The sequence below is a fragment of the Paraburkholderia sp. BCC1885 genome (genome assembly GCF_900996235.1).
Classification (GTDB): Bacteria; Pseudomonadota; Gammaproteobacteria; order Burkholderiales; family Burkholderiaceae; genus Paraburkholderia.
Window position 1 is genome coordinate 1 of record NZ_CAAJGM010000227.1, and the last position, 25,112, is coordinate 25,112.

26 protein-coding genes are annotated in these 25,112 nt (G+C 61.9%); 9 read left to right on the forward strand and 17 right to left on the reverse strand.

Annotation, left to right across the window (positions count from 1 at the left end):
* On the forward strand, positions 1-468 hold a 468-nt coding region (locus FQ755_RS27340), incomplete at its 5' end, for a lysylphosphatidylglycerol synthase domain-containing protein (RefSeq protein ID WP_186308678.1).
* A gap of 50 nt (positions 469-518) precedes the next feature.
* Here FQ755_RS27340 and FQ755_RS27345 read toward each other — a convergent pair.
* The 3 genes from FQ755_RS27345 to FQ755_RS27355 form a co-directional block, all read right to left on the reverse strand.
* The gene (locus FQ755_RS27345) at positions 519-1,853 is read right to left on the reverse strand and encodes a type II toxin-antitoxin system HipA family toxin (protein WP_144158174.1); all 1,335 of its coding nucleotides are present in this window, start codon (positions 1,851-1,853) and stop codon (positions 519-521) included.
* Between the two features lie 2 nt (positions 1,854-1,855).
* Entirely contained in the window at positions 1,856-2,245 is a 390-nt protein-coding gene (locus tag FQ755_RS27350) for a helix-turn-helix transcriptional regulator (protein WP_144158176.1), read from the reverse strand.
* Between the two features lie 161 nt (positions 2,246-2,406).
* Positions 2,407-3,357, reverse strand: coding sequence for an AEC family transporter (locus tag FQ755_RS27355; RefSeq protein ID WP_144158178.1), 951 nt, complete (start codon positions 3,355-3,357; stop codon positions 2,407-2,409).
* Between the two features lie 107 nt (positions 3,358-3,464).
* Here FQ755_RS27355 and FQ755_RS27360 point away from each other — a divergent pair, with 107 nt between their 5' ends.
* Together FQ755_RS27360 and FQ755_RS27365 are read left to right on the forward strand one after the other, a co-directional pair.
* On the forward strand, positions 3,465-4,331 hold the full coding sequence (locus FQ755_RS27360) for a LysR family transcriptional regulator (protein ID WP_144158180.1): 867 nt from the start codon (positions 3,465-3,467) through the stop codon (positions 4,329-4,331).
* A gap of 144 nt (positions 4,332-4,475) precedes the next feature.
* Complete coding sequence (locus tag FQ755_RS27365; protein ID WP_144158182.1) at positions 4,476-5,012, forward strand: GNAT family N-acetyltransferase; 537 nt, start codon at positions 4,476-4,478, stop codon at positions 5,010-5,012.
* Here FQ755_RS27365 and FQ755_RS27370 read toward each other — a convergent pair.
* Positions 4,982-5,674 (reverse strand): GNAT family N-acetyltransferase, encoded by a 693-nt coding sequence (locus FQ755_RS27370; RefSeq protein WP_144158231.1) that lies wholly within the window; start codon positions 5,672-5,674, stop codon positions 4,982-4,984. The two genes, FQ755_RS27365 and FQ755_RS27370, sit on opposite strands and share 31 nt — an antisense overlap.
* A gap of 201 nt (positions 5,675-5,875) precedes the next feature.
* Between FQ755_RS27370 and FQ755_RS27375 the strand changes: the two genes are divergently transcribed.
* Together FQ755_RS27375 and FQ755_RS27380 are read left to right on the forward strand one after the other, a co-directional pair.
* Complete coding sequence (locus FQ755_RS27375) at positions 5,876-7,390, forward strand: PLP-dependent aminotransferase family protein (protein ID WP_144158234.1); 1,515 nt, start codon at positions 5,876-5,878, stop codon at positions 7,388-7,390.
* Positions 7,391-7,693: 303 nt separating this feature from the next.
* Entirely contained in the window at positions 7,694-8,014 is a 321-nt protein-coding gene (locus FQ755_RS27380; RefSeq protein WP_186308680.1) for a hypothetical protein, read from the forward strand.
* 90 nt (positions 8,015-8,104) lie between these two features.
* Here FQ755_RS27380 and FQ755_RS27385 read toward each other — a convergent pair whose 3' ends face one another.
* A complete protein-coding gene (locus tag FQ755_RS27385) occupies positions 8,105-8,821 on the reverse strand; it encodes an ArsR/SmtB family transcription factor (protein WP_144158184.1) in 717 nt (238 codons plus the stop codon).
* Positions 8,822-9,045: 224 nt separating this feature from the next.
* Between FQ755_RS27385 and FQ755_RS27390 the strand changes: the two genes are divergently transcribed.
* Positions 9,046-9,657 carry a flavin reductase family protein gene (locus FQ755_RS27390; protein ID WP_144158186.1) on the forward strand — a complete coding sequence of 204 codons (612 nt, stop codon included), beginning with the start codon at positions 9,046-9,048 and terminating at the stop codon, positions 9,655-9,657.
* Between the two features lie 84 nt (positions 9,658-9,741).
* Here the strand turns inward: FQ755_RS27390 and FQ755_RS27395 are convergent, their stop codons facing one another.
* On the reverse strand, positions 9,742-10,413 hold the full coding sequence (locus FQ755_RS27395) for a glutathione S-transferase family protein (RefSeq protein WP_144158189.1): 672 nt from the start codon (positions 10,411-10,413) through the stop codon (positions 9,742-9,744).
* A gap of 32 nt (positions 10,414-10,445) precedes the next feature.
* Complete coding sequence (locus FQ755_RS27400; RefSeq protein ID WP_144158191.1) at positions 10,446-10,835, reverse strand: MFS transporter; 390 nt, start codon at positions 10,833-10,835, stop codon at positions 10,446-10,448.
* A 212-nt stretch (positions 10,836-11,047) separates the two neighbouring features.
* Between FQ755_RS27400 and FQ755_RS27405 the strand changes: the two genes are divergently transcribed.
* Positions 11,048-12,592 (forward strand): carboxylesterase/lipase family protein, encoded by a 1,545-nt coding sequence (locus tag FQ755_RS27405; protein ID WP_144158194.1) that lies wholly within the window; start codon positions 11,048-11,050, stop codon positions 12,590-12,592.
* Between the two features lie 41 nt (positions 12,593-12,633).
* Here the strand turns inward: FQ755_RS27405 and FQ755_RS27410 are convergent, their stop codons facing one another.
* A complete protein-coding gene (locus tag FQ755_RS27410; protein ID WP_144158196.1) occupies positions 12,634-13,410 on the reverse strand; it encodes an SDR family NAD(P)-dependent oxidoreductase in 777 nt (258 codons plus the stop codon).
* A 127-nt stretch (positions 13,411-13,537) separates the two neighbouring features.
* Between FQ755_RS27410 and gcvA the strand changes: the two genes are divergently transcribed.
* Positions 13,538-14,458 (forward strand): transcriptional regulator GcvA, encoded by a 921-nt coding sequence (gcvA, locus tag FQ755_RS27415; RefSeq protein ID WP_144158198.1) that lies wholly within the window; start codon positions 13,538-13,540, stop codon positions 14,456-14,458.
* 29 nt (positions 14,459-14,487) lie between these two features.
* Here the strand turns inward: gcvA and FQ755_RS27420 are convergent, their stop codons facing one another.
* From FQ755_RS27420 to FQ755_RS27460, 9 genes are all read right to left on the reverse strand, one after another.
* The gene (locus FQ755_RS27420) at positions 14,488-15,216 is read right to left on the reverse strand and encodes a cysteine hydrolase family protein (protein WP_144158200.1); all 729 of its coding nucleotides are present in this window, start codon (positions 15,214-15,216) and stop codon (positions 14,488-14,490) included.
* Between the two features lie 108 nt (positions 15,217-15,324).
* Complete coding sequence (locus tag FQ755_RS27425; RefSeq protein ID WP_144158202.1) at positions 15,325-15,915, reverse strand: TetR/AcrR family transcriptional regulator; 591 nt, start codon at positions 15,913-15,915, stop codon at positions 15,325-15,327.
* Between the two features lie 48 nt (positions 15,916-15,963).
* Positions 15,964-17,904, reverse strand: coding sequence for a response regulator (locus FQ755_RS27430; RefSeq protein WP_144158204.1), 1,941 nt, complete (start codon positions 17,902-17,904; stop codon positions 15,964-15,966).
* Between the two features lie 24 nt (positions 17,905-17,928).
* Positions 17,929-19,734 (reverse strand): ATP-binding protein, encoded by a 1,806-nt coding sequence (locus tag FQ755_RS27435; protein WP_144158206.1) that lies wholly within the window; start codon positions 19,732-19,734, stop codon positions 17,929-17,931.
* On the reverse strand, positions 19,731-20,831 hold the full coding sequence (locus FQ755_RS27440) for an ATP-binding protein (RefSeq protein ID WP_144158208.1): 1,101 nt from the start codon (positions 20,829-20,831) through the stop codon (positions 19,731-19,733). Before FQ755_RS27440 ends, FQ755_RS27435 begins: the two co-directional genes overlap by 4 nt.
* Complete coding sequence (locus FQ755_RS27445) at positions 20,816-21,202, reverse strand: anti-sigma regulatory factor (protein WP_144158238.1); 387 nt, start codon at positions 21,200-21,202, stop codon at positions 20,816-20,818. The genes FQ755_RS27440 and FQ755_RS27445 overlap by 16 nt, the downstream gene beginning before the upstream one ends.
* A 107-nt stretch (positions 21,203-21,309) precedes the next feature.
* The gene (locus tag FQ755_RS27450) at positions 21,310-21,669 is read right to left on the reverse strand and encodes an STAS domain-containing protein (RefSeq protein ID WP_144158211.1); all 360 of its coding nucleotides are present in this window, start codon (positions 21,667-21,669) and stop codon (positions 21,310-21,312) included.
* 32 nt (positions 21,670-21,701) lie between these two features.
* Positions 21,702-22,619, reverse strand: coding sequence for an STAS domain-containing protein (locus tag FQ755_RS27455; RefSeq protein ID WP_144158213.1), 918 nt, complete (start codon positions 22,617-22,619; stop codon positions 21,702-21,704).
* Between the two features lie 289 nt (positions 22,620-22,908).
* A complete protein-coding gene (locus tag FQ755_RS27460) occupies positions 22,909-23,934 on the reverse strand; it encodes an AraC family transcriptional regulator (RefSeq protein WP_144158215.1) in 1,026 nt (341 codons plus the stop codon).
* 146 nt (positions 23,935-24,080) lie between these two features.
* Between FQ755_RS27460 and FQ755_RS27465 the strand changes: the two genes are divergently transcribed.
* Positions 24,081-25,013 carry a 3-keto-5-aminohexanoate cleavage protein gene (locus tag FQ755_RS27465; RefSeq protein ID WP_409937734.1) on the forward strand — a complete coding sequence of 311 codons (933 nt, stop codon included), beginning with the start codon at positions 24,081-24,083 and terminating at the stop codon, positions 25,011-25,013.
* Positions 25,014-25,112: the final 99 nt, after the last annotated feature.

The window sequence follows — 25,112 nt, forward strand, 5'->3', positions numbered from 1 at the left end:
ACGAGCGGCAAGCTCGCGGCGCTCGTCGGCCAGTCGGCGCGGATCGATCGTTCGATCAGGCTGATCTGGCGCCGCCGTGGGGTGGTGTTGCGCTATCTGTTCTTCTGGCAGCCGCTGCAGTGCGTGCTGACCGCGCTGGAGATCTGGCTCGCGCTGTATTTTCTGGGTACACGTGTGGGCTTTGTCGAGGCGGTGGTGATCGAGTCGCTGATTCAGGCAGTCAGCAGTGCTGCGTTTTTTGTGCCGGGCGGCCTGGGTGTGCAGGAGGGCGGGTTCATCCTGATTGGCGGCGCGCTCGGGCTCGATCCGGCAACATGCCTGGCGCTGGCCGGCGCGCGGCGGATTCGCGATCTGCTGATTTTCGTGCCAGGACTGGTTGCGTGGCAGATTGCGGAATTGGCGGATAAGGGGCGCGTGGAGCGCGCCGCGGCAAGGATAGGTGGTGCGGCGCAAGCGGAGAAGTCCTGAGGCTGATATTTCGCAGGCCACGCTCACGCTATGGTCATTGGGTTATTGGGTCATTTCGACGAGAGCAGCCTGGTGCTCAATCGAAGCATGCCGCTAAAGATAGCTTCCGCAAGATCCATCGGGAAGTCCTTGGGCAGCAGACCCGCCACCTTGTCGATCACATCGGGAGTTCGCACAATCAATTCGCCAATCAGTCCTTCGACGTCTGCCGCGGCAAATCCCACTCGCTGCCCCTGAGCAATCCAGTGGCGGCGTTGGATCTGATTGATCAGATAGTGGACGTTCTTGCCGCGCACCGCCATGGCCAGCTTCACCTTTTGCGCGGCAATGCGGTTGGCGCCTCTGCCGATGATCGGATGCGCGGACAGCACGTCGTAAAGCGGCGTGGATTCGTAATGATTGGCCGGCAAGTGGGCGATGCTGAAGTTCTTTGCATGGCCATCGGTTGCCGCCAGTAGCCAAAAGATCATTTGCGTCATGAAGAAGCGGCGTCTGTCCGTGTCCTGGTGCGCCGAGGCTTTGAGCACGTCCATGATCGCCTCGATGTCCGGTCCGCCGTCAGATTCGTATTTCTGAAGCGCGGGCGTGCCCGTTGCCTGGCACATATCCTCTTGCGGCAGCCGCAAAATCCAGCTTGCGTCGCTCGACAGTCTCCGGTCGAAGCGTTCGACGATAAGCACCTTCTGTTCTTCGAACGTAGCAATCTCGCATTGGGCAACAGGCAGGCCATAGGCTGCGACGATTTTTGAGCAGAGCCACTCGTTTTCCACCGAGGTCCGCATATCGGCTTGCATGTTGCCGACAAGGCCTAACGGTAATTTGAAGATATGCGTGGTTGGCGTGCTGCCCTCGGGCAACAGCCATCGCCTACCGTGCCGAAGAAGGGCCGTTTTTTCCTGCGCACCGGCAATCGACAGGCGCAAATCGTCCACGGGCTCATGTTGACCCAATTGGGTCGTCGAGGTTGTATCGCGCAGCAGGCGGGCGATCTCGCTCCGATTGAGTTCGCGTCCGCGGATGCTCTTGAGATCGTCTGGCGCTTCACCCGGCGGCAGCATCTGGATCGCGCCGACGCAGTCGCGGCCCAGGCTTGCGAGGAGCTGGAAAGGTGCGGTGCCGCCTGTCCTGTAGCGGGTGGCTATACGACGGCGGATTGACTCGCTGTCCGGAAGAAGATTGTCGAAATAATTCGCGACGACCCGGCCGCTGTGGGGCTGATTGCCCGGCGTGAAGGGAAGCGACAGCGATAACGGCCGTCCCTGGGGATCGCCGATCCAGTCGTCCCGATAGACGAGTCGCTCGCCGCTGCGAGCGGTCTCCCAGTAGCCGACGGGTAAGCCATTCATCCACAGGTCGAGGCGATTCGTTTGCGAGCGGCTTGGCATGCTTACCAGTTCTCCCTTTTCTTGCTGACGCCTCCCGTCTTCTTGACGCTTCGTTGGACTTCAGGCTTCTTGCCGGTACCGCTTGCCTGGAGCGTGCCGGCCTGTGTCCGTGCGGGCCCGGCGCGCTGTGGCTTTGCCGACGTACCCTCTTGCTTGTCGGCGACAGGGGGCAGGCCGATTGTGTGAGCCAGCGTGAGATCGACATCCAGCACGCGCAGGACTCTGAAGAGCCGCTCTACGCTGGCCGCTGCCGGATTGGCCTCGAGCTTGGCGTACGTCTGCTGCGTCACGCCGAGGTGACTGGCCATCATGGCCTGCGTAAGGCCGGCAGCTTTGCGGAATCCCTGCAAGATGGGCCGTAGCTGGTTAAGTGTCTTGATCGGATAGTCCACTGCGAATCTCCGCTCCGGATTCAGACACGATACAGGTTATAGGCTGTAAATGCAAATAACAGCTAATAGACTGTATTTTGCAAATACAACCTATCGACTGTATTTGACGCCGCCGATTCCCGGCGATTAGACAGCCTCGATGCAGCCGGCCTTCGGGTCATTCAGCCACGATGCCCCATAACCAGCAACAGCAGCGAGAGCGTCACAAGCGAACCCAAGGTGGACAGAAGAATAGTCCGCGACGTGATGTGGGCTTCGCGGCGATAGAACTCCGCGAGCATGAACGGGCCGGTGCCAGTGGGCAGCGCGGCCAGCACGACGGCCATCTCCACGAGCAGCGGCGGCAACGCAAATACGCGTGCTGCGAGCCACCACGTCAGGGCCGGCTGCAACAGCAACTTGGTGCCGGTGAGCAACAATGAAGCGCCGGATTTCGCCACGTCAGTCTGTGCCTCGCGCTTTTCCGCGAGAAACAGGCCGAGGCTTACCAGCGCACATGGGCTGGCAGCACCGCCCAACAGTTTCAGGAACGTCTCCGCGCTTTGCGGCAACGTGACATGAATGCTGGCGACCAGCACGCCGAGAATCGGCGACACGATCAACGGATTGCGCGCCAGCGAGCCGACCACCTTCAATGCCAATCGATGCGGCGCGCGCTCGGTCTGCAGACCCACTTCGATCAGGACGATCGCAATCGCAAACAGCACGCAGGCGACGAGGATCGTGGCGATCGTGGTCGGCGTCTGGCTAACGGGTCCAAACGCGATCAGGCACAACGGAAAGCCAATGTAGCCGGTGTTCGGATACGAGCCCGCAATGGCGTCGACGCTCGCGTCAGCCAGGTGCCGGCCGCTCAGCAGGCGCACTACGAGAATCAGCAAAAATACGCCAGCGCAGGAGATGGAGAAGGTGGCGACAAACGCCGGCTGATACAACTGATGCCACGTGGCGTGCGCCATGATGTCGAACAGCAGCGCAGGCAACGCGAGCCAGACGACGAAGCGGTTCAGTTCCGACGCAGCCGTGGGACCCAGCAGGCCGCGCCGGCGGCACAGAAAACCCGCCAAAATCAGGCCGAATACGGGGAGCAGAATCTCAAGGGTGGATAACATCGGTGAGGTGGCCCGGTGGCCCGACGAGAGTGGATGCGCAAGGGTAGTGCGTGGCGTTGATACAATCAAATACTGTTTAGGATGCTCAACAATACCTTTTTTGCATCATGATCGACGTCAAACCACTCCGCTATTTCGTAGCGCTTGCCGAGACCCGTCATTTCGGCCGGGCCGCGGCGCGGCTCAACCTGTCGCAACCGCCGTTGAGCCGCCAACTGGCGGCGCTGGAAGCCAGCCTGGGCGTCACGTTGATCGAGCGCAGTCCGCGCAGCGTGACGCTGACGGCGGCGGGCGAGCGTTTCTACACGGATGCCAAAGCGATTCTCGGCGCCATCGAGCAGGCTTGCAACAACGCGCAGGCGGCCGCGCATGGCGATACGGGCACACTGGCCATCGGCTTCACGATGTGCGCGGCGTACAGCGTGGTGCCTGGCTACGCACGCACATTCGGCTCCGCGTATCCGGAGGTGGCGCTCAATCTGCGCGAGGTCGTGTCGAACGATCTGGCGGCGCAGGTGCTGGCCGGCCACATCGACGCGGCGATCATGTTTCCGGGCGCCACGAGCAAGGGACTGGCCGCGCGCACGATTGTCAGCGAACCGCTATGTGTGGCGCTGTCGCGAACTCATCCACGGGCGCGCGCGCGGCAGTTGAAAATCGCGCAGCTGGCGGGCGAGTCGTTTGTGCTGGCGTCGGAGGAAGTGGCGCCGACCCTGCGCGCGGCCATTCTGGAGCACTGCCGGTCAGGCGGTTTCGAACCGGATATCCGCTTCGAGGTGCAATTGCAGCAGACGGTGCTCAGTCTCGTCGACGAAGGCGTGGGCATTGCGCTTGTGCCGGCATCGATGCGCAAGGCGCAACTGGCGGGCGTGGTGTTCAGGCCGCTCGCCGATGCGCCGACGATCGAGCAGGTGCTGGTGTGGTCGTCGGCGAATCGCAATCCGTGCCTGGAGCGGTTTTTGGAGTTGGCTTAAGGGTGTATGGAAGCGCGGCACGGAAGCGGGATATGGAAGCTGATTCGCGCGCCCCAATGCATTTGTCCTAACCCATTCGGACGACGTGGCATCAACGCCGCGATTCTGCGATTATCCATCCACCCTCACTCCATTTCGCGCACCATGGCCGAGTCCAATGCGTTCCTCGAAACCGATCGTCTGACCATGCGTCCTCACGTGCTGGAGGATTTCAACGACAGCTTTGCGATGTGGTCCGATCCCGAGGTGATCCGCTTTATCGGCGGCCAGCCGTTCACGCGCGAGGAGGTTTGGGCGCGTCTATTGCGCTACGCCGGGCATTGGAAACTGCTGGGTTTCGGTTATTGGGCCGTGCGGGAGAAGGCAGGCGGCCGCTTTGTCGGTGAAGTGGGTTTTGCCAATTTTCGTCGTCAGATCGAGCCGCCGCTCGACGATATGCCCGAAGTCGGCTGGGCGCTCACACCCACCGCCCAGGGACGCGGCTACGCAACCGAGGCAGTGCGAGCGGCGTTGCGCTGGGCCGACGCAAAATGGCCCGCCGCCGACACCGCCTGCATCATCGCGCCGGAGAACGCGCCGTCCCTGCGGGTGGCGCAAAAGAGCGGTTACACCGAATGGACCCGCGGCTCGTACAAGGGCAAGCCCACTATTCACTTGCGCCGCGCCGCCGGCTCGGCCTGAATCAGATCGCCCAGCCGCTCACGCTGGTTTCCTTGCGCGTCGAAATTGCGTTCGTCGAGCCACTGCGCAAAGCCGTCGCGCACGGCGGGATATTCGCTGTCGATAACCGAGAACCACGCAGTGTCGCGGTTGCGCCCGCGGGTGACGATCGCCTGGCGGAAGATGCCCTCGAACTTGAAGCCGTACCGCAGCGCGGCCGCCCGTGACGGCGCGTTGAGCGAATCGCACTTCCATTCGAAGCGCCGGTAGCCCAGGTCCTCGAATACATATTTCATCAGCAGCGCCATCGCGTCGCTCGCGACGCGGGTGCGTTTCAGGCGCGGCGAGTAGGTGACGTGTCCCACTTCGATCACGCCGTTAGGGGCGTCGATGCGCATCAAGGCCAGCGTGCCGACGGCCTTGCCGGACGCGAGATCGATCACGGCATGGTGCATCGGATCGGTGAGCGCCGCAGCCCGGATCAGATGCTCCCGATATGCCGCCAGGCTCTCGAATGGTCCTACGGCCAGATAGGTCCAGTCGCGGCCGTCCTCGGCCGAGCTATAAGCCTCGTAGAGGTCTTCGACGTGCCGTTCCACGTCCACGCGCTCGATCCGGCAATAACGCCCGACGAGCGGCTCGCGTCCCGGTAGCTGGGCGCCTTTCCAGTGCGGAACAGGCATGCCGATAGGTTGCTGGTATTCGTTGAGCCGTTGCGCCACTTTTCCTCTCCTTGCCTTTGCTGATGCGCTGGGTGGCCTGCCGGGAAGCCTCGCCACGCCGTCGATCCGATGTTGTCTGAAGCGGGTTTCAGCAGAGACGATAAGGCAAACGTGGTATGTTAAAAAGATCCACAGAACCAGCATTTGATGGGTCCAGTCACGATGATCGAAGTCATAGGACCGTTGACTCACGGCGCGCTCACCGCAGCCGGCAAGCCGGTATCGTTGCAGAAGCAATTGATCGAGCGCCTGCAGCAGGCGATTTTGGCCGGACGTCTGCCGGCGGGCGCGCTGTTGCCGTCATCGCGGCTGCTGGCGGCGGAACTCGGCGTGTCGCGCAATACGGTCGTGATCGCCTACGACCAGCTGTTTGCCGAAGGCTACGTGCTGGCCGACCGCAAGGGTACGCGCGTCAGTCCGCTCGCGAACGCCGCGTCGCATGCCGACGCGCGGCAGGATTCGGCTGCGGCCGAGGTCGCCTACGCGTCGCGGCTCAAGCAGTTTGCCGCCACCCGTCTGCATGCGGATACCACTTCGGCGTTGACGCCGGGTACGCCGGCGCTGGACCGCTTTCCGCTCGCTGCCTGGCGCCGTTCGGTGGAACGGGCGATGGAGCAGGGCCTGCCGCAATTGCTAGGCTATGGCGAGCCCGCAGGTGAGCTGGGTCTGCGCGACGCCATCGCCGCGCATCTGCGCATGGCTCGCGGGGTGCGCTGCGACGGCTCGCAAGTGGTGATCACCGAGGGCGCGCAGGAAGCGCTGAAGCTGTGTGTAACCCTGCTGACCAACCCCGGCGATACCGCGTGGATTGAGGACCCCGGCTATCGAGGCGCCAAAGCCGCCTTCAATCTCGGCGATCTGAGAACGGTACCCATGCGTGTCGATCACGAGGGTATGGCGGTGCCGCCGGACGCCTGGCTGCTCGACCCGCCCAAGCTGATCTACACTTCGCCCGCGCACCAGTATCCGACCGGCGCGGTGCTCTCCGTTGCGCGGCGGCTCGACCTCATCGCGCAGGCGAGGCGCACGGGCGCATGGCTGATCGAGGACGACTACGATGGCGAATTTCGCCACACTGGCGAGCCGATCGCCAGCATGCAGGGTTTGGTGGCGGACGCGCCGGTTCTGTATGTCGGTTCGTTCAGCAAGACGATGTTTCCGGCGCTGCGCATCGGCTTCGTCGTGTTGCCGCGCAGCATGGTGACGCAAACGCGCACCGCGCTGCAGGAGATGCTGCGCGGCGGTCACCGGCTCGAACAATTGGCGTTGGCGAACTTTATCGAGGCCGGCGAATTCGGCCGTCACCTTGGACGCATGCGGCGGCTGTATCGTGAGCGGCAGCAGGCGTTGCGCGAGGCGCTGACCCAGCGCTTCGATGCCGCGCAGATTCTTGGCGGCAATTGCGGCATGCATCTGACGCTCAGATTGCCTCCTGCCATTTCCGATCGCGCGGTCGTCGAGCTGGCGCAGGCCCAGCGCCTGAATCCGCGAGCGCTTTCCGGTTTCGCAGTGCGGCCTTGCGAGCAGGACAACGGGCTGGTGATCGGTTACGGCAATACGCCGGCCGAACAGATTGCCGCTGCGGTAAGCACGCTCGCACGATGTGTCAACGAAGTGGCGGGTACTGCGCGTGGGCGGCGGGGGAATGCGCGGGCGCAGACGAGCGCGAGGGCTTAAACGCGTGCCTGCCATCGAGGCATCTGTGCTGCATCGCACGACAGGTGGCATCGCCATGCCACGCCCGGGTGCTATCACCGTGTAAGTCTTACTTTCAACGGGATTGGCTCACCTTCACTTTTACGTCATTCATGGTGCGCCATATGCCCGTTTCGGCGTGCTGGTGCCTGGACCTGCCTCGCGCAGATGTTGAGCGCCCGTGGCCCTGCGTGCCTTGGCGTCGTATTGAAGATGCTCGCCGCTGGCGTCGGGCATGAAGAATGCCTTGTCTTTACCCGTGACGATCTTACGACCGGAGAGGACATGATGGACATTCGACCGACCGAGTGGTTTCCGCTGGACCGTTACGCGCCTGCTCGTGACGGCTGGTACGAGGTTCAACTGGTGAGTGGCGACACGGCTTTTGCCAAGTTCGGCGACAACGAATGGAGCGAAAAACCCTTGCTGGTGTTCACGCATTGGCGCGGGCTTTCTAAAGATCCGGCCCGCGCGGGAGAAAGCGAATCTTTCAGCGCCGAGGCGACTGCCGCTGAAGGCGTGCGCGCGGCGTGGAATGCGTTTTTCCCGGGGCTTGGCGAAGAGCAGCACAAACCGCTGGACGTGGCGCACGGCGAGAAGGGCTGACGCTATCCGTATGCTTGCTTGTGGATGACCGCGAGGTATCGTGACTTACGTGACTCGCGCCACAAGCACGCCGCTAGCAACCGCAGGCGCTCAGGTATCGTGGGTCATTTCTCCCAAGCGTCCTTCTATGCCGAGTTGCTGGTTTAGCCACGTCCAACCGTGCGGCGTGACCTGCACGGCGCGGGTCGCCTTGCCGCGTCGCAGAAAGCCTTTGGTGCAGAGCAGGCTCATCCATTGCACGCCGAGCGGCCCCGCGAGATGATGCTGCCGCTCCGACCAGTCCAGGCACTGACGCGCGAGGCCAAGTCGGGTGGGTCGTAGTTCCAGCACATTCAGGCCCATTTCGCCAAACCATTCGACGCCATCGGGCGTTACCTCAAACTGTCTGTCCGCCGTCGCGACGATCACGCCGCGTCGCTCCAGCGCCTGCGTCATCGCGACGCCTAATTGACCCGCCAGATGATCGTAGCAGCAGCGTGCAAAACGCAGCTTTTGCGCGTCCGCGTTGAGCGGCCTGGTACGAGGGCGGTTCAGCGGCGCGAGCGAGGCGAGATTTTCCAGCAGCACCGCCACGTGTGATCCGCCCAGCCGGTAATAGCGGTGCCGTCCCTGCACCTCGACTTCGACGAGTCCGCCCGCCAGCAGCTTCGCCAGATGCGTGCTGGCAGTCTGCGCGGTCACGCCGGCCGCGTAGGCGAGCTCGCCGGCAGGCAGCGCGCGTCCGTCCACGAGCGTCATCAGCATGCTGGCACGAGCCGGATCGGAGATCAGGAAGGCGGTGGACGCGATATTCGGGTGAGGGCACATGACCGGTTCCATATAGGAGATTCGCCGCGACGTTCCCATGATAGGCGGTCGCGCGGCGGCCATGCTTCGACGTGTGTCGAAATGTGCAGATGTCCCGGCGCGGCGTGTTTGATGCATGTTCCAGGCCTCGGGTCCACACCTTGGCTAAAATGCCGACACGCACGCGCGTGACATTTTCGGAGCCGCGCACGACTCAATACCCCGTTTCCCCCACGAAGGCACGTATGAAAGGCACCAGAGAAGCAGTGGACCTGTCGCGGGCGACCCAGTTGATGAATCACGGACCGGTCACCGTCATCACCAGCGCGCATGCGGGCCGCACGAACGTCATGGCGGCGTCGTGGGCGATGCCGCTCGACTTCAAGCCGCCCAAAGTCGTGGTGGTGATCGACAGCCGCACGCTGACGCGGCAACTGATCGAAGCGAGCGGCGTATTCGGCCTGCAATTGCCAAGCCGCGGGTTTGCGCGGCAGACGCTGGCGGTCGGTTCGACGCCGGGAACGGAACTCGACAAGTTCACCGCATTCGGTCTTGAGACGTTTGCCGGCGAACGCATCGACGTACCGATGCTGGCCGGTTGCATCGCGTGGCTCGAATGCAAGGTGATTCCCGACGACAGTCAGCGCCACGATCTGATCATCGGCGAAGTGGTGGCCGCGTATGCGGATAGCCGCGTCTATTCGCACAACCGCTGGCACTTCGGCGACGACCCGGATTTGCGCACCTGTCACTACGTGGCAGGCGGATCGTTTTTTGCCACTGGCGAGGCGTTTGAGATTGAGCCGGCGCCTCGGGTTACGCAGGTTGTTCAGCAAATGCCATCGAGGGGCGATTGACGTAGTTTCGTATCGAGCGTTTGCGAATCGCGGGGCTCGCGCAAGGGCGTCGACGAAAGCGCCGCCAAACGCGTCAGCAAACGCCTAACCCAGCAACTCGTACTTGCCGCCGCGTTCCAGCGCGCGCTGATACGCCGGCCGCGCGTGGATGCGTTCCAGATAGCCTTTGATGGCGCTGATGTCTGTATCCACTCCGCCGCGCGCTGTGGCGGCTTCGAGCGGGAAGCTCATCTGCACGTCCGCCGCGCTGAATTCGTTGCCGACAAACCAGCCGGTGGGCGTCAGTGCATCGTTGATGTAGCCGAGATGCAGTTTGATCTGCGGATCCACGAAGCTCGACTGCAGCGTGGAGGCAATCTTGCGTGCAATCGGCTTCGCGAAGAACGGCATCGGCGCACTGCCGATTCGCAGCGCCACCAGCTTGAGCAGCAGCGGCGGCATAACCGACCCTTCCGCGTAATGCAACCAGTATGTATAACGCAAACGTTCCGGTGTACCCGCCGCGGGCGCGAGGCGCCCTTGTCCGTAACGGTCCACCAGATACTCGACGATGGCGCCCGATTCCGCGACAGTCTGGCCGTCATCCGTAATCACCGGCGACTTGCCGAGCGGATGAATGGCGCGTAGTTCGGGCGGCGCCAGCATGGTTTTGGGGTCGCGCTGATAGCGCTTGATCTCATACGGCACACCCAGTTCTTCGAGTAACCACAGGACGCGTTGCGAGCGGGAATTGTTCAGATGGTGGACGATGAGCATGAGCAGGGAATCCGGGCCGGTAGAGTGTCATATCATAGCTGGGTTGGGCGCCGCAAAATTAGAGTGAAACGCCGCCTCGTAAAGGAGGCGTGCGGGCCCGGTCGATGCTGCGAGCCGTGCATGCAGAGCGTCATCAAGGTGCGGCCAATCATATTGCGTGAAAACATCAGGCGCAGATTGGTCAGCATATTGGTTGTCTCAAGCACGGCGGAGATCGCCATGAATGATTCGGATTCCTGTGCATTGCGGCGCATCCAGAATGCGGACAAAGCAGGCAGTACACCGACCGGAAATAGCGTGCGCCACGCGACCCGCGCAGGCAACAGACTAAAAATGACGTAATAGGCGAGCGCGGCCAACGCATAGCCGATGAGCCAGCCGGCTTGCACCGTACCGATTGCGCGTCTGCGGATGCGTTTCATTGCGTCTCTGAAACTAGGGGTTTTCAACGAGTCTTAGGCCCGTAAGCCGAATATATGGCGTTCACGACATGGGAGTGACATCTTTGTGCCATGTGCCATGTGGCGTGACCGTCAGAGCGCAGTCCAGAACGCGTGCGTATTATTATCGGTCTGGTTAGCTAAATGTGGTCTAGCCTCAAAGAACGGACTAAACAACGAAAGGAACTCCGCTCATGATCAAAGCCATTCGGACGGTCGTTGTCATCGCATTTGCCATGCTGTCACTCGACGCATTCGCCGCGCCGCTGGTCCAGACGCAAAGCGGTGAATTGAGCGGCGCCTCGGACGGACCCGTGCTCGCCTTCAAGGGCATTCCCTATGCGGCGGCGCCGGTTGGCGCACTGCGCTGGCGGCCGCCTGCCGCGCCGGTGTCATGGCAGGGCGTGCGCGATGCCACGAAATTCGGAGCCAGTTGCGAACAACCGCGGCGCAATTCGACCGCGGTGATTCCCTGGACTGCCGAATATCTCGCCGATCCTCCGTTTAGCGAAGACTGCCTGTTCCTGAATGTCTGGACTCCTACGTTACATCCCGCCAGCAAGCTGCCGGTCGTCGTATGGATTCACGGTGGCGGCTTCACCGAAGGCTCGGGCGCAGTGCCGATTTATCGTGGCAATCATCTCGCGCAAAAAGGCATTGTGGTCGTCACGATCAACTACCGGATGGGGCTGTTCGGCTTTCTCGCAAGCGGATTGCTGGATGCCGAGCAAGGTAGTTCGGGTGAGTACGGCATGATGGATCAGGTGGCCGCGCTTGAATGGGTCAAGGCGAATATTGCAGGATTTGGCGGAGATCCGGCGCAAGTGACGATAGAAGGCCAGTCGGCCGGCGCGATCGCGGTTCATCACCTGCTTGCCGCGCCGTCAGCACAAGGCCTGTTTGCGCGCGCGATTGCGGAAAGTAATTCGTGGGCCGATACCGCGCTGGTGCCGCGTGAACGCGCCGAGGCGATCGGCGACAAGCTCGCCAGCCTGAGCGGCGCGACGACGCTCGACGCGCTGCGCGCCATGCCCGCGGATCAGCTTCTCGCATTGCAGACCGACGCGCGGCTGGGCGATCATGTGCGATTCTTCCCTGTCGACGACGGCAAATTCATTCCTGCTGGAATGAAGGAGCGCACCGATGTACCGGTGCTGCTTGGTTCGAACCATGACGAGGCCAGTGCGTTTAGCCCGACCTGGCAGATCGCCACGAGCCGTGCTTATCAGGCCATGCTCGGTGATCGCTTCGCGCCGCTGTCCGCGCAATTTGCTGCGCTTTATCCGGTGAAAACCGACGCGGATGTGTCGACGACCGTGCGGCGGTTATTGGCCGACTCCGCTTCGGCCGGCGTGATTGCATGGTCGCAGGCGCGTGACGAACACGCGGCGCCGGCTTATGGCTATCGCTTCACTCATCCGGAGCCCGGCCCGCTTGCTGCGCGCTTTGCTACTTTTCATAGCTCCGAGGTGCCCTACGCGTTCGGCACGCTTGAGTATGGGCATCGTCCCTTCACGGCGAAGGATCATGCCATTTCGCGTCAGCTTCAATCGTACTGGAGCAACTTCATTCGCACCGGCAATCCGAATGGGCCAGGCCTGATGACCTGGCCGCAACTCGATAGCGGCAATTTCATGCAGCTAGGCGACACGCAGGCGGTCACACCTCTGCTATCCAAAGAGCAGCGTGACGCGTTCCGCGACTGGCTGGCGGCAGGTGGGCGGATCGGCCTGTTCTAAGGGCAACCGCTACGCGAAGCGCCGCCGGCGGATGCGACGTTTCAGGCCTGGCGTCCCGCCATCACCCCGCCGTCGACCGGCAGCACGGTGCCGGTAATCCACGACGCGCTTGGCGACGCGAGAAACAGGATCGCCTCGGCGATGTCGGCCGGTTGACCGTTGCGTCCGAGAGGATGGAACGCATTGAACGACGGCAGTGTCTGCCTGACCTGGTCGTCGGTCATGAAGGTGTTGTAGACCGGCGTCTCCACCACGCCCGGCGCCACGGTGTTGATGCGAATGTTGTCCGAAGCCAGTTCAATGGCGAGGTTCCGCGTGAGCGCATGCACACCGGCATTGGCGGCCGAATACGCGGACGAGGGCGTGGCGCCGATTGCCTGCAGCGCCCAGAGCGAACCCGTCTGCACGATGGCGCCGCCGCCACGCAACTTCATCGCGCGCGCAGCGGCCTGCGCCATGAAAAATTTGCCTTTGAGGATCGTGTCGAGAAACCAGTCGTACTCCGGCTCGCTGAGATCCAGAAAGGCCTTGGGCCGGAATACCCCCGCGTTGTTAATCAGAATGTCGACGCCGCCAAATGCCTCGGTTGCGGTCTTGACGAGAGCGGCTGCGGTCGCGGGCGAAGCAATGTCGCCGGCGCAGATGCGAACCTGTGCTCCGGTCGCGTCGATTTCCGCTGCGGCCTGCTTCAGCTTCGCTTCATCGCGCCCGCCGATGACGACATTCGCGCCCGCGCGCGCGAGCCGAACGGCCACTTCCTTGCCGATGCCTGAACCGCCACCCGTCACGATGGCAACCTTGGAAGAAAATCTATGCATAATGCGGCTCCTTGAGATGTGGAAGAAACAGCGTGAATCTGCTTCTTGTCTGCCACATTGTTGGATCGCTCACGCAGAATGACAAATCAGATATTCTGTCGTTCATTGAAAGAAAAACTTCGTCTATATGACAGCTCCCATTTTCCTTAACGCGCTGCGTGCCTTTGAAGCGAGCGCGCGCTATCAGAGCTTCTCGGCTGCGGCGGTTGAGCTGAATGTAACGCCCGCCGCCGTCGGCCAACTCGTGCGCAGCCTCGAAGAATGGCTCGGTATGCCGCTATTTCATCGTGGCGGTGGTGGGCGAGCGCGGCTGGTGCCCACTGATGCGGCCATGCGCGCGTTGCCGGACATTCGCGACGGGTTCGACCGTTTGAATCTGGGTTTCGAGCGGCTCAAGGAGGGATCGGCGGTTGGCGTGTTGACGGTCACGGTCAGCCCTGCATTCGCGGCGAAGTGGCTGTTGCCGCGCATCGACCGGTTTCAGTCCGCGTGGCCGGACACGGACGTGCGTCTCGATACCAGTCTCAAACTGATGGACTTCGCTACGCAAGGAATCGATATCGGCGTGCGCTACGGCGCCGGGCGCTGGCCAGGGCTGGAGGCGGAAAAGCTGATGGACGAAGAGGTGTTTCCCGTCTGCTCGCCAGGCTTTCTCAAGCGCTATCCGCGTTTGCGTAAGCCGACTGATCTGGACGGACTGACATTGATCGACGATCTGTCTGTCGATCGACACGCAGGCTTCGTTACGTGGAATACGTGGTTTGAAAACGCGAGGACCAAACTGGCGGCGAGCCGGGCAACTCTGCAGATCAATAATTCCGCTGCCGTGCTGCAAGCCGCGATCGACGGCCACGGCGTGGCGCTGGCTCGCAGCGTCCTGGCACGCGACGATTTGGCCGCAGGGCGGCTGGTTCGGCTATTTCCAACCATCGCGCGGCCTTCGGATCTGGCCTATTACATTGTCTATCGGAGAGAGTGCGCGGACTTGCCGAGACTCGTTGCGTTTCGGGCGTGGCTTCGGGAAGAGGCGGCCACGCCGGCGTCGTAACGATGATCGTGCAGCAGTCGCGACCAATATCAGCCTTTGAGTTCCCGCACGGTTTGCTCAGTAGTCCACAGCGCATGCGCTAGAAAGCGAAAGTTGATGATGGCGGCAAGATAACCGTCGCCATCCGGTAGACGTGGACCTGCGGTCGCATCGCGCACCACCGCCACTTCGAATCCCTGTTCGATCAGCTCACGCAGATGCGACTCGATGCACAGATTCGCCGCCATGCCAGCCAGGATAATCTGCGACACGCCTTTCTTGCGAAGTTGCAGTGCCAGATCGTTCGTCTCCGGTCCGTAGATCTTGTGCGGCGAAGCGATGATCGTCTTGCCGTCGAGGATATAGGGCTTGTACTCTTCCAGAAAATCCGCGCCCGATCCCTCAAAACCTTCCAGCGTGTTGGGTCCTTTGCGGTCGAACATGCAGATGTTGTGCATCACCTTTTCCAGCGGGCCGCCGAAGTGCCACTCATGGTCGCAGGGATAGTAGTAGTGAGGCGATACCGCGACCGTAATGCCAGTTTCTTTCGAAATCCTGAACAATTGGCCCAGATTCGCAACCGTATTGTTTTCGGTGATGCTCTCGCCGAACACGGACCAACTCGCGCCTGACGGACTCAGAAAGTCGTTTTGCGGATCGATCACCACCAGCGCCGCCTTCGAGCGGTCCAGTTTGAAACCCGTTTCCGGCAGCGCTGGATTAGCTGGATTGGCGTAAGGATTTGCTTTCTCTTGCACTGCCTGGCTTTCGTGACTCATGACACCCTCTCATTGAAGAACCTGCATGGGAAACCTTGGCTGCTACGGGTATTGATCATCCGAATGAAAATATATGACCAGTCGCTTTATAAAAAGAGCAAAAAAAAATCAAACGAGCAATCGGGGCAGTACCTTCTTCTCGAAACGATCAAGCGCATTCCCGCTTTGTTCGACCTTGCAGCGCATCACCGCGCCTTCATACGCTTCGATCAGGATCTGCGCCAGTTCATCAGCGTGCTGTTTGCCGCCCAGTTCCTTGCGCTCCTGCGCTTCACGCAGACAGGCCGACAGCGCGCTTTCCCAGCGGTTCAGCACAGCAGAAAGTTTCGACCGGGTGACTTCGCTGCCATTGGACAATTCCAGCGAGAGGTTGCCGATCAGACATCCAAAGGCGAAATTCGCCTCGCCATGATCGTGCGTCAGGCCGCGAAAGAACTTCGTGATACGCGCCAGCGGTTTGACGCGTGCGTCATACAGAATGGGGCCGTGGCGATCTTCGATTGACTGCCAGTAGTCCTCGAGAATATCCGCCGCAAACGACTCTTTGCTCTCGAAGTAGTTGTAGAACGACCCCTTGGGTACGCCGGCCGCTTCGGTGATGTCTTGCACGCCGCAACCGTTAAAACCACGGCCGAGCACCACGTCACGGCCAACGGACAGCAGTCGTGAACGCACTTCAGGATTGGCCGGTCTTGGCATCTTTGCTCAATTCAATTCGATTCGTTGCGTAGCAAGATAACCGGTCATCTATTTATTGTCAATTGGTTTTGCCTGGCCAGGAAAGCGAGTCTCGATCACTCGCTGGATCTCTTCCGCCGCAACCGGCTTCACCAGATGATGGTCGAAACCGGCTTCCTGCGACCGCAGGCGGTCGGCGGCCTGGCCGTAGCCGGTCACGGCGATGAGCAGCGAGTTGGCGGTGCAGGCCAGCTTGCGCATGGCCTGCGCCAGTTGAAAGCCGTCCATGCCGGGCAGGCCGAGATCGAGCAGGACGATTTCGGGGGTGAATTCCGCGGCGATTTCGAGGGCCCGGGTGGCTTCGTGTGCGACGCGCACGTCGTAGCCATCCGCTTCGAGAACCATGGAGAGCAAGGTTGCCGCGTCGACGCTGTCGTCCACCAAGAGCACGCGTAGCGGCGCTTCGAGGTTGCGGGTCGTCGCGGTGGCCGAGGCTGCCAGAGGCGCGGGCCCGGTGACCTGCGCCGCTCGCGAGATGGGCAAAGACACAATAAATTCACTACCGTGACCTGGGCCCTCCGAGAATGCGCTGATCTGACCGCCATGCAGTTCGACCAGCGTGCGCGCCAGCGGCAGGCCGATTCCAAGTCCGCCTTCGGAGCGTTCGAGCGAGTTCTGCGATTGCACGAACAGATCGAAGATGACCGGAATGGTCTCGACACTCATGCCCACGCCGTTATCGCGCACGGCAATCTGGACAGCGTCGCCGGCCTCGCGCACGTCGATCACAATCTCACCGCCTTGCGGCGTATATTTCACGGCGTTCGACAGAATGTTGCCGAGCACCTGCGCAATCCGCACCCCATCGCCGATGACGTAAAGCGAATCATCCGGCATCTCGGTCCTGAGTGTGTGCGCCTTTTTGTTGAGCGCGGGCGCAACCGTTTCGATCGCGGCTTCGATTGCCGCGGCCAAACTCACGTTCTCCTGCCGCAGCGTGATCTTGCCTTGCGTGATGCGCGCGACATCGAGCAGATCGTCGACCAGACGGCTCAGATGGCGTACCTGACGCCCGATCACCGCGCGCATTGTTTCGAAATCCTTAGCAACCGGGGCACGGCTCGGGTCGAGCAATTCAATCGCATTGCGGATCGGCGCGAGTGGATTGCGCAGTTCATGCGCCAGCATGGCGAGAAACTCGTCTTTGCGGCGATCCGCGTCGCGCAGCGCCATCTCGTTGGCTTTGCGCTCGGAGATGTCGTTGACGATCCCCGCCAGCCGATAGATGCGGTTCCGCGTATCGCGCACCGTAAAAGCACGCTCGGCGACCCAGCGAATATTGCCGTCCGGACGCACGATCCGGTATTCGATCTCATACGGCGTGCCGCTGGCGAGCGCCCGATAGGCCGTCTCGACCGCGGCTTCGTCGTCGGCATGAATACAGCCGGCCCAGTGGCCAGCGGCGGGCACGGGTGAAGGCGCCACATCGCCCCACAAGCGACGATACGCGGGGCTTACATAGAGCAATTGATTCGTCGCCGGATCGAGCATCCAGAATACGTCGTCGATGTTTTCCGCCATCTGCCGGAAGCGTTCTTCGCTTTCAAGCAGCGCGCCTTCCGCGCGGCGCACGCGCAGCAGCGCGCGCACGTGCGCGATCAGTTCGGCGGGTTCGATGGGCTCGATCAGATAGCTATCCGCGCCGCCGTCGAGACCCCTGATGCGGTCGATGCTTTGCACGGCTGCCGCGGAGGTCTGCAACACCAGAATGCCGGCGGTTTCCGGGGTGGCCTTGATCATCCGGCACACTTCGAAGCCGTTGATGTCCGGCAGCTTGACGTCGAGCAACACCAGGTCGGGCATCGAGGTGCGGGCGTGCTCGAGGGCCTCAGTGCCGTTGGCGGCTTCGATTACCACAAAGCCGGCGCGCGACAGGATACGACTCTTCGCATAGCGGGCGCCGTCGTTGTCGTCAACGTTTAGTATTAAATTGGCGGTCGCGTCGCTCATGGAAGTTCGTGTCCGTGCTTCGGTTCAAGTGGCGCTCAGCATCGCATCCAGCGAGGTGAGCAATGCGTTACCCGAGAGTGGCTTGATGAAAAAGGCGTCGGCGCCCATAGAATGCGCCCGCTCGCCCTGGTCGGTATCGCTTAAAACAATGACCGGCATCCGTTGCTGGCGCGGGTCCGTGTCTTCGAGCGAGCCGCGTTCGCCAAGCCGCGAGACCGCTTCTTCACGACGAAGCTCGGCAAGCCAGTTCCAGCATTCTTCGCGTCCCGCCTGCATGTCGAGCACCACCGCGAACGCGGCCGCTACGGCCAGCACCGACTTCGCCTCGCGCACAGTCGCCGCCGTGGCGGGCCGATAACGCGTGTTGTGCAGCGACGCCTCGTATCGCACCCGGTCGTCGAGGCTGGTGGAGACGAGCAGCACCATGTCGCCGTGGGCGTCGCGCGCCGAGGGTTGCGGCGCGGCCACTGGTGCATCGGTCGCCAGCCGCGGCAAATGGGCCTGAATCATTGCCGAGAATGTCGAGCCTTTGCCCGGTTCGCTTTCGAGGCCAACCGTTCCGCCCAACAGCTTGCACAGCTTGCTGCACAGCGGCAATCCCAGCCCGGTTCCCTTTACAAAGGTCTGCAAACGGTTTTCGACCTGTTCGAATTCCTCGAAGATGCTTTGCTGATGCTCGGGCGCAATGCCGATTCCCGTGTCCGAGACCAGAAACGTCAGTATCTGCTGGCTGGCGTCGTATTGCGCGCGGACCCGGACCTCGCCCTTCTCGGTGAACTTTAGCGCATTGGAAATCAGATTGCGGAGAATCTGCGAAACCTTGCCTTCGTCGGTGTAGACCGGCGGAATGGCGTCGCAGCGCTCGAATACCAGGTCGACGTCAGCCGCCGGCAGCAACGGCCGCAGCATTCCGCGCAGTGCGGAGAACAGATCGGCAACTTCGAACTCGCTTGGGCGTATCTCGATCTTGGCGAGATCGAGCAGGTCGTCGACCGTTTCCGAGAGCTCGTCGGCTGCTTTGCGGATAAAGCGCACCTGTTTGGCCTGTTCGTCGGTCAGCTCGCCATCCGTGCGAGCGATCAACAGGTTAGACAGCGCGCGGATCGAATACAGCGGCGAGCGGAATTCATGGCTCATGTTCGACAGAAAGCGCGACTTGGCGTCGTCGGCCCGGCGCAGATGTTCGGCGCGCTCGTCCAGTTCTGCATAAAGCGCCACCACGCCGCGATTGGTGTCTTCGAGTTCGCGTGTGAGCCGGACCAGTTCTTCCTGGCGTTCCTGCAATTCGTCGAGCGCGACGGTCAGCTCGTGGCTTTGCCGCTGCATTTCGTCGAAGGAATTTCCCGCGTTCGGCAGCACGGTGTCGCGCGCCAGCACGGCGGCGACCTGCGCGCTCGCCAGCGGCGTTTGCGGCGGAAGGCGCTTTGCCAGGGTGATGATGGCGTCGCCCGCAACGTCTTCAATTGAACAGGAGTCCATAAGACGTTGCGCTGCGAGCAAGCCAAGCGGACCGCCAATCTCGCCGGCGTCGATATCGATGCCGGCCGCACGCGCGGGTTGTTCCGTCAGGCGGGTCAACGCGGTGGCGGGCGCCACGAAACGGATCAGCAGGCTCGTCGGCTTGGTCGCTCTATCGAGTAGAAACTCGGCGCGCCCGCCGGATGTCGCAAGGAACACCACGCGCGCGACTTCGAGCACGGAGGTGGCAATGCGGATCTGGTCATGCTGGCTGAAAGCGAATGCTTCGCTGAGCTCACGGGCGCGTCGGCGCGCGGCGACCACGGAGAGTTCGCCATCGAGCGGTACGACTTGCAGGGGCTCGGCCGTCATGCGTCCCCCGCGCGCCTCGCGCGTGCGACAAACACGGTGACGTCGTCACGGCCCCGCACGAAGTCGCGATAGAGCGCTGCGGCAATCAGGGTGGGATGCCGGTGCGCGAGGCCCGGATACTTGCTCAGATCCCAGCGTGTCGCCAAGCCGTCGGAGTGAAGAATCAGGATGCCGTCATGCGGCCAGTTGACCTGAAACTCCTGTGCCTTGCGCAACTGATGACCGACAATGCCGGCATGCGATACGAGATGCCGCTGACCGGCAGGTGTCCAGACGCCCGCCGCGATGTTGCCGACGCCACAAAAGCGCGCGCTGCGGATGCTGCCGTCCTCGGTATCGTGCGCGGGAATGCTGGCGACGCCGAGCGCCGCGCCGCGTGTCGGCCGCAGGGCTTCGTGCGACGCCTCGACGATTTCCACCACGTTCGACGTACCGAGTCGCGCGAACGTGTCCGTCGCGGCGGCCGCGGCGGTATGGGCGAGTGGACCGTGCCCGAGGCCGTCGGCGAGCAGCACCACGAATTCGCCGTCCGCGTAGCCGCACGTCCAGGCGTCGCCGCATAGCGTCTCGCCTTGCAGCGGCAGATTGATCGCGCCGTAGAAAATGGGCCCTTGATCGTCCGCAGCGCAGGACGGCACGCGTGTTTCGGCTTCGGCCCAGACCACGACACGCAGTATCGTGCCGAGGCCCGGCATGCTCCAGACGTCGAGTTCATCGCTCAGCCGCTGAATGGCGCCCATACCGTTGCCGGGGCTGCCGGCCGTCGTATAGCCATCGACGAAGCAGGCATGCAGATCGTGGATGCCGGGGCCTTTGTCGATTGCCAGCAGTTCGATGCCATAGCCGACCGATTGCGCGGCTGTCGCCGTCACGTCGCGCGTAAGGGTGCGCACCAGCAATTCGCCGCGTTGCGCGTGTTTGAGCTGATTGGTCGCGCATTCGGTCACGACAATGGCCAGCTTGCCGATCACTGCATCGCTGAAGCCGACGCCGTAGGCCAGATCGCTGATGCCGCGCCGCGCAAACGATACTGAGCTCGGATCGCCAATTTCAAAGCGACGCTGCGTGACGCTCAGTACGTTCAGAATGGCTTCCATTTGGTCACAGAAATATGAGTACCTTCGCCCAGCACCGAGCGGATTTCAAATTCGTCGCATAGCCGCTTGGCACCGCCGAGGCCCAGGCCCAGGCCGTTGCCGCTGGTGTAGCCGTCGGCCAGCGCTCTGGAAATATCGGCAATGCCCGGACCGTTGTCGACGAACTCGAGTCTCAGGCCAACGCGGCCGTTGCGCCGCACCGTGTACAAGTGTACGTCGCCGCCTCCGCCGTAGATGAGCGTATTGCGGGCGAGTTCGCTGGCCGCGGTGACGAATTTCGTCTGATCGATGAGCGAAAGGCCCTGAGCGACGGCCTTTTCGCGCACGAAGCGCCGTAGCCGCACGATCTGCTCATCCGAGCGGATCGACATGATCTCGTCGGGTGGCTGGCCGTCCGGCCCGGTCGGGCCTGTCGATTTGTCTGGACTGAGCGAGGAGGACAAGGCGGCGCCTTCGGCTGAGTGGCCAGGAATCGCGTTCAAAGCGGCGCCGCGCCGGTCAGCAACGCCATACCCTTTTCGACGTTCAGGGCAGTGCGCACACCAGGCAGCGCCAGTCCGAGTTCGACCAGCGTGATGGCGACGGACGGCTGCATGCCGACCACCACCGTTTCCGCATCGAGCACGCGCGCCATCGCGGCGGTGTCGCCGATCATGCGGCCGATGAACGAGTCCACTACGTCGAGCGAGGAGATATCGATGAGCACGCCATTGGCGCGGTCTTTGACGATCCGGCTCGTCAGGTCGTCCTGCAACTGCATGGCGAGGCGATCGTGCATGTCAACCTGGATGGTGACAAGCAGCAGTTTGCCCATCCGCAGAATTGGAATGCGTTCCATTGTCGGGTCCGTTGAATCCGCGTGAGCCGGCGTCAGTCGCCGGCGAACTGGTTACCGCGCAACGGAACAGGTGCGCCCGGCGCTTCGGCCGCGGATGCTCCCACGGACACCGACTTGCCGGTTCGCTTCAATGCCACGATGAACGCATCGGCGAGCGTGGCCTTGGTGACGACATTCTGCAGATTCACGCCAAGGTGCACGATGGTCTGGGCAATCTGCGGACGAATTCCGCTGATGACGCAATCCGCGCCCATGAGCCGCGCGGCGGCCACGGTCTTGAGCAGATGCTGGGCAACCAGCGTATCGACCGTGGGCACGCCGGTGATGTCGATGATCGCGATGGCCGCGCCGGTCTCGACAATCTTCTGCAGCAGGCTTTCCATCACCACCTGGGTGCGGGCGGAATCGAGCGTGCCGATCAGCGGCAGTGCCAGGATGCCGTCCCACAACTGCACCACCGGCGTGGACAGTTCGAGTAATTCCTGCTGTTGGCGCACGATGACCTGCTCGCGGCTGCTCTGGAACACTTCCGTGGTGTACAGGCCCATCGCATCGAGGAGCGTGCTGATGGTCCAGGTAAGTTCGGCAAGGTGGGCGAGGTCGGCCGTCAGCTCAGCGCGCAGGCGCGCGAACAGGGGCTCCTTGAGCGAAAACACGAACATCGCGGTTTCCACCGGCGAAAAACCTTGCCGCGCCCGTTGCTCAGAAACGTCGGCGAGGAAAATCCGCACTTCGTCCCATGTCGCCGTCTTGAAGTCGACCTGGTCGGACGCGGTCAATGCGCTGCAGACGAGATCGACGAACTGCGCGAACTGATTACGCAACTGTGCTTCGGATATGCCGCCGCGCCGCGAGGTGATCGCGTACTGCTGCGTGACCCATGCGCCAAGCAACTCGTTTTGTCGTTCGTTGAAGAGTCGGGCGAGACGCGTTCCGCCAAGCGTTTGCATACTAATTTCCCCAGTCATTGGTCAGCAGAGGGCGCAAGGCGCCGGCCTATGGTCTTGCCCGCGCTGCGTCGGGCTGCAGATGTCGGAGTGGACTTTAGCATGGGCCTCGCGGCAATCACAGTGGGCGGTGGCAACTGTATGGGGCTCCGCTGGGGTGCACCCTGGGAGCAGGGGCATGGTTGCTATTACGAACAGGTCGAAATTGCCAGATGGCAGATGACATGCAACTTTTAAGGTAATAATTTCTCATCGTTTGGCGCTCTGCGATATCAGGTGCGACATACTTTATTTAGCGACGTAACTCACCCGGTCCCTTCCCCGTCCATCGTTTAAGCGCCCGGCGAAAATTCGCGGGGTCGCTAAAGCCCAGCAGCATGGCGATGTCATCCGTGCTCATGCTGGTGGTCTTCAGATACTCGGTTGCCAACGAGCTGCGCACGTCGTCGACGATTGCCACAAACGAGGTGCCTTCAGACTCAAGACGCCGCCGCAAGGTTCGGCTCGTCATCTTCAACGCGTCCGCGACGACTTCCATGCCCGGAAACTCGCCGGGCTTGCGCATCAACACCTGGTACACCTCGCCAGAAACGCCGACTGAGGTTTTTGCCTGGCCAATCAGGCGGTCGCAGGTTTCCTGCAGCAGTGTTGCGGTAAGCCGGTGTGCCAACTGCGGCTTTTGCTCGAGGATGCCGCTGTCGTAATGCAGCTCGCACTGCGGCTGATCGAAATAGCAAGGACAACCAAGGAATTCGGCATAGACATTCGCGTGAGCAGGCGCCGGATAGGTGAAGCACGCCTTGGTGGGCGGACACGTATGGCCGGCTACGTCCTGAAGATGGGTGACGTGCTGCGTGAATTGCTGTTCGAGCAGGAACTGGCTCAGTTCGCGCGAATGACCGGAGATGAACGCATCGGGAAAGGTCCAGATGCCCTCGCCAGCGTACTCGGTCCATTCGATGGTGAGCGTGGGTGTCGCGAGGCGGTGATATTTCACGCCGAGCCGGAAATAGTCACGCAGGGAGAGACAGGACATCAGCGCATAGCCATACATCCCGTAAGCGGAGAGATGCAACCGTGAACCGACGATAAACGGCGTGGCCGGACTGCACGACAGCAGGATCGCGTTGCGGCAGATCGCGACGTATTGCCGGACCGAGGTCAAGGCCGCCGCATCGTAGATCTTGTCGACCTCCACGCCGCTGCCTTTCAGGCTGTCTTCTGCCGCAATGCCCTGTTCGCCCAGCACCTCGACCAGCGCGGCGATCTTGTAGGGCGCGTAAATGCGCTCGTTCAGCAATGGCAATTTCGACGACATCGCTTCACTCCAGAATGTCCTGTACGCACATCCGACTGTCCGAAAATGACCTTACGAGCGGCATCGTATCCCACTAACATCGATATCACAACAGGTTCACACAGGCCGGTCCATCGACTGGCCAGCCAATGATTCCGGAGACACGCTTGCTCAATCGCAAAGTCATCATTTCGTGCGCGGTTACGGGCGCCACGCATACGCCGTCGATGTCCGAGTATCTGCCGCTGACGCCGGCGCAGATCGCGGCGCAATCGATCGAAGCGGCCGAAGCCGGCGCCGCGATTCTCCATCTGCATGCGCGCGACCCCGCCGACGGCCGGCCCACGCCCTCGCCCGAGGTATTCAGGCAGTTCGTACCGGCGATCGCCGCGGCCACCGATGCGGTCATCAACATCACCACCGGCGGCAGCACCAAGATGACGCTCGCGGACCGGCTTGCCTATCCTCGCCTCGCGAAGCCGGAGATGTGTTCGCTGAACATGGGCTCGATGAATTTCTCGATTCACCCGATCGCCGCGAAGATTTCGTCATGGCGCCACGATTGGGAGAAGGACTTTGTCGAGGGCATGGAAGATACGATCTTTCGCAATACCTTCAAGGACATCAAAAGCATCCTGCTCGAACTGGGCGAGCACGGCACGCGCTTCGAATTCGAATGCTATGACGTCGGTCACCTGTACAACCTCGCGCATTTCGTGGATCAAGGCCTGATCAAGCCGCCGTTTTTCATTCAGTCGGTGTTCGGCATTCTTGGCGGCATCGGCGCGGAACCGGAGAACATGACCGTCATGCGCGCCACGGCAGACCGTCTTTTTGGCCGCGAAAACTATCACTTTTCCATTCTCGGTGCGGGCCGTCATCAGATGGCGTTCGTGACGATGGGCGCGATCATGGGCGGCAACGTGCGGGTTGGTCTGGAAGACAGCGTGTTTCTTGCGAAGGGTGTCAAGGCCGAAACGAATGCCCAGCAGGTACGAAAAATTCGCCGCATCCTGGAAGAGCTTTCATTCGAGATCGCCACGCCGGCTGAAGCGCGGCAAATCCTCGGTTTGAAAGGCGCGGACAAGGTCAATTTGTGAGCTTCGTTTGAATTTTGTTTGAGCAGCAGATGCATGCGGTAGATAGAGAGCCGGCGTAAGAGACGACGCCGCCCAACGAGTCCAAGAAGAATAACGATG